Genomic DNA, 3,582 nt, shown 5'->3' on the forward strand with positions numbered 1-3,582 from the left:
GATGACCAGCACGGTGAACTTCGACATCAAGCCGGTCGGCGGCGTGAAGTCGATGCTGTTCGGCGGCGAAGGTGTGTTCCTGGCCACGCTCACCGGCCCGGGCAAGGTCTGGCTGCAGTCGCTGCCGTTCTCGCGCCTGGCCGGCCGCATGATGTCGGCCGCCTACCAGAAGGGTGGCAGCAAGGGCGAAGGTTCGGTGCTGGGCGGCCTGGGCGGCATCATCTCCGGCGACCGCGGATTCTGAGCCCGCCACGAAGGCGTCCGGCGCATCATGCGCCGGACGCTTCCTTTTCAGCGTCGCCGGGGATCACCAGCAGGTGACCGTCGGCATCGTGGGTGCCCAGCCCGGGCCGCAGCGCGACCACGGCCTGCAGGGCCCGTCGCACGAGCCCGAACTGCAGCTCGACGCTGCGGGCCGGGTCGCGCACGTAGGCCAGCGCCGTGGCCTCGGCCTCGTCGGCGCGGCGGGAGTGGCGCCGGGCCTGGGCGAGCAGTGACCGGTAGGTGGCCATGTCCATCAGCGGATGATGGCAGAGAGAGGCGATTGGCCGCGCGGATTGGGCTAGGCTTGGCCCATGGACAACACCACCCCGCCCCTGCCCGCCCCGTCCGAAGACCACCTGCGTCTATTGTCGGTCTTCCACTACATATTCGCCGGCTTCGCCCTGCTCGGCATGGGCTTCCTGGCCCTGCATTACGGGCTGATGAGCCAGATGATGGACAACGCCAACTGGCAGAACCAGGCCAATCCACCGCCGGAAGGCTTCTTCGGCTTCTTCGTGTGGTTCTACGCCGCCATGGGCCTGATGCTTCTGCTGGGTCTGGTCCTGAACCTGTTCGCAGCGCGCTCCCTGCGCGCGCGCCGGCACTGGATGCTGTGCGCGGTGGTGGCAGGCCTGAACTGCCTGCAGGTGCCGGTGGGCACCGTGCTGGGGGTGTTCACGCTGGTGGTGATCAATCGCGCCGACGTGCGCGCCAGCTTCCGCGACTGATTACTGATCGCGGAAGATCGCGGTGCCGCGGCTACCGTCGGGTTTGATCCAGCCGCGGTACATGCCCGAGGTGTTGAAGGGCATGGCGATGTTGCCCTTGGCGTCCAGGGCGATGGCACCGCCGTCGCCGCCGAGTCCGGGCACGATGCCGTTGATCACTTCTTCCGAGGCCGCCGCCAGCGAATCGCCGCGGTAGGCGACCCGGGCGCAGATGTCGTGCGCCGCCGCCGAACGGATATAGAACTCGCCCCAGCCGGTGCCGGAAACGCCGCAGCCTGCGTCGGCCCAGGTGCCCGAGCCGATGATCGGCGCATCACCGATGCGGCCCCAGCGCTTGTTGGTCATGCCGCCGGTGGAAGTAGCCGCGGCGATGTGGCCGTGTTTGTCCAGCGCCACCGCGCCGACCGTGCCGAAATAGGTGACCGGAAGCGCCGCCTGCCCGGCCTGTTCGCGCTGGCGGGCTTTTTCCAGCTGTTCGCGGCGGCGGTCGGTGTCGAACCAGTCCGGCGCCACACGTTCGATGTCGGGATGGTCGTCGGCGAACTTCTCGGCGCCGGCGCCTGCCAGCATGACGTGCGGCGAACGCTCCATCACCGCGCGCGAGAGCAGGATCGGGCTGCGCACGGTGCTGACGCCGGCAACGGCGCCGGCGCGGCGGGTCTGGCCTTCCATGATCGCGGCGTCGAGTTCATGCCCGCCGACGGCGTTGAACACCGCGCCCTTGCCGGCGTTGAACCAGGGCGATTCTTCCAGCACGCGAACCGCGGCCGTGACCGCATCGAGCGCCGTGCCGCCGTCGGCAAGCAGCGCGTGGCCGGCGTCGAGCGCGCGGTCGAGGTCGGCGCGCACGGCTTCTTCTTCTTCCGCGGACAGCGCGCTGCGATCGATCACGCCGGCGCCGCCGTGGATGACCAGGGCGGTCGGGGAATCTTCCGCCCAGGCGGGCGCCGTGGCGGCAAGGGCAAGGGCAAGCAGCAGCGGACGGGACATGGCAAACCTCGAAGGGAAGAACCAGGCCGAGTCTAACCCTGGTGGCGCAGTGCTTCGATCGGATCCAGGCGCGCGGCCTTGCGCGCCGGGTAAAAGCCGAAGAACAGGCCGGTGGCCACCGAGAACCCGGTCGCCATCGCCACCACCTGCAGGTCCAGCTGCACCGGCAGCGCACCGAACTTGCTGGTCAGCAGCGCGCCGGCAACGCCCAGGGCGATGCCGATGGCGCCGCCGCCCAGGGAAATCAGCATGGCCTCGGCCAGGAACTGCATCTGGATCTCGCGCGGGCCGGCGCCCACGGCCATGCGCAGGCCGATTTCGCGGATGCGTTCGGTCACCGACACCAGCATGATGTTCATGATGCCGATGCCGCCGACGATGAGCGAAATGCTGGCCACCGCGCCCAGCAGCAGCGACATCAGCCGCGTTGTCTGGGTGCGCGTGGCGACGATCTCGGCGATGTTGCGCACCTGGAAGTCGTCCTCGGCGCCCGGCGCGATGCGGTGGCGCTGGCGCAGCAGGGCGTTGATCTCGCCCTCGACGAAAGCCAGGTCTTCGGCCCGGCCGACGCCGACCGAAATGCGGTTGACGTTGTCGGCACGGCGCGGCGTGGCGACGGCGCCGGCGGCGGGCGTGGCTTGCGCCGCCGCCGCGGCCATGCGCCGGCGGCCGGTTTCCAGCGGCACCAGCATGATGTCGTCCGAGTCCTGGCCCCAGTTGCCCTGGCCCTTGGCCGACAGCACGCCCACCACCTTCAGCGGCACCCGGCCGAAACGAACGGTGGCGCCGATCGGATCGCCGTCGCCGAACAGTTCGCGGCGCACGGTTTCACCAAGGATCACCACCTTGTTGGCCGAGTTGTAGTCGCGCGGCGAAAACGCCTCGCCCGATTCGATCTGCCAGTCGTTCACCGGGAAATAATCGGCGTTCACGCCTTCCCAGCGCGTCGACCAGTTGTTTTCGGCGAACACCACCTGGCCGCCGCCGGACACCGAGGTGGCGACGTACTGCACGCCGGGGATTTCACTGCGGATCGCGTCGGCGTCCGAGTCGGTCAGGCTGGCCTCGCTGCCGGCGCCGCCGCGGGCCGGTCCGCGCGACGCGCCGCCGAAAACCTCCAGCCGGTTCGAACCCAGGCGCGAAATCATCTGGTCGAGTTCGGACTGCGTGCCCTGCCCGACCGACACCATCACGATGACCGCGGCGATGCCGATGATCACGCCCAGCGCGGTCAGGATGCTGCGCAGCCAGTTGCCGCGCAGCGAGGACACCGCGGAACGCAGAACGTCGGTGAGCGTCATTTGCCTTTCCCCGGGGCCTGCCAGCCTTCTTCGTGCAGTTCGCCGTCGTGCATCACCACGATGCGGTCGGCGTGTTCGGCCACCGGCCGTTCGTGGGTGATGATGACGATGGTGCGGCCGCCGGCCTGCAGGCTTTCGAACAGGGCCATGATTTCCTCGCTCGTGCGCGAGTCCAGCGCACCGGTGGGTTCGTCGGCCAGCAGCAACGGCGGCTCGTTGATCAGGGCGCGGGCGATGGCCACGCGCTGCTGTTGGCCGCCGGAAAGTTCGCTGGGCTTGTGGCCGGCGCGGTCGGCCAG

Annotated in this window: 6 protein-coding genes; 2 read left to right on the forward strand and 4 right to left on the reverse strand. The window is 69.3% G+C overall.

Annotated features, from left to right (window positions below; genetic code table 11):
* Positions 1-244: AIM24 family protein (locus AACZ35_RS13265; RefSeq protein WP_339830077.1), on the forward strand; the 244-nt coding region annotated here is incomplete at its 5' end.
* A gap of 25 nt (positions 245-269) precedes the next feature.
* Here AACZ35_RS13265 and AACZ35_RS13270 read toward each other — a convergent pair.
* Positions 270-518 (reverse strand): hypothetical protein, encoded by a 249-nt coding sequence (locus tag AACZ35_RS13270; protein ID WP_339830079.1) that lies wholly within the window; start codon positions 516-518, stop codon positions 270-272.
* 57 nt (positions 519-575) lie between these two features.
* On the opposite strand from AACZ35_RS13270, the gene AACZ35_RS13275 reads away from it, so the two are divergent.
* Positions 576-992, forward strand: a complete 417-nt coding sequence (locus AACZ35_RS13275) for a hypothetical protein (RefSeq protein ID WP_339830081.1) — start codon at positions 576-578, stop codon at positions 990-992.
* Here AACZ35_RS13275 and AACZ35_RS13280 read toward each other — a convergent pair whose 3' ends face one another.
* The 3 genes from AACZ35_RS13280 to AACZ35_RS13290 form a co-directional block, all read right to left on the reverse strand.
* Positions 993-1,982, reverse strand: coding sequence for an isoaspartyl peptidase/L-asparaginase (locus tag AACZ35_RS13280; protein WP_339830083.1), 990 nt, complete (start codon positions 1,980-1,982; stop codon positions 993-995). It lies immediately after the preceding gene.
* 32 nt (positions 1,983-2,014) lie between these two features.
* Positions 2,015-3,283, reverse strand: a complete 1,269-nt coding sequence (locus AACZ35_RS13285; protein WP_339830085.1) for an ABC transporter permease — start codon at positions 3,281-3,283, stop codon at positions 2,015-2,017.
* Positions 3,280-3,582, reverse strand: a 303-nt coding sequence (locus tag AACZ35_RS13290; protein ID WP_339830087.1) for an ATP-binding cassette domain-containing protein, incomplete at its 5' end; no start/stop codon positions are given. The genes AACZ35_RS13290 and AACZ35_RS13285, both read right to left, overlap by 4 nt.

The organism is uncultured Arenimonas sp. (assembly GCF_963976025.1).
GTDB lineage: Bacteria > Pseudomonadota > Gammaproteobacteria > Xanthomonadales > Xanthomonadaceae > Arenimonas.

Bases quoted from the DNA above. Each gene is read 5' to 3' on its own strand.
- AACZ35_RS13285 (WP_339830085.1), bottom strand. From the start codon at position 3,283: ATGACGCTCACCGACGTTCTGCGTTCCGCGGTGTCCTCGCTGCGCGGC.
- AACZ35_RS13270 (WP_339830079.1), bottom strand. From the start codon at position 518: ATGGACATGGCCACCTACCGGTCACTGCTCGCCCAGGCCCGGCGCCAC.
- AACZ35_RS13280 (WP_339830083.1), bottom strand. From the start codon at position 1,982: ATGTCCCGTCCGCTGCTGCTTGCCCTTGCCCTTGCCGCCACGGCGCCC.
- AACZ35_RS13275 (WP_339830081.1), top strand. From the start codon at position 576: ATGGACAACACCACCCCGCCCCTGCCCGCCCCGTCCGAAGACCACCTG.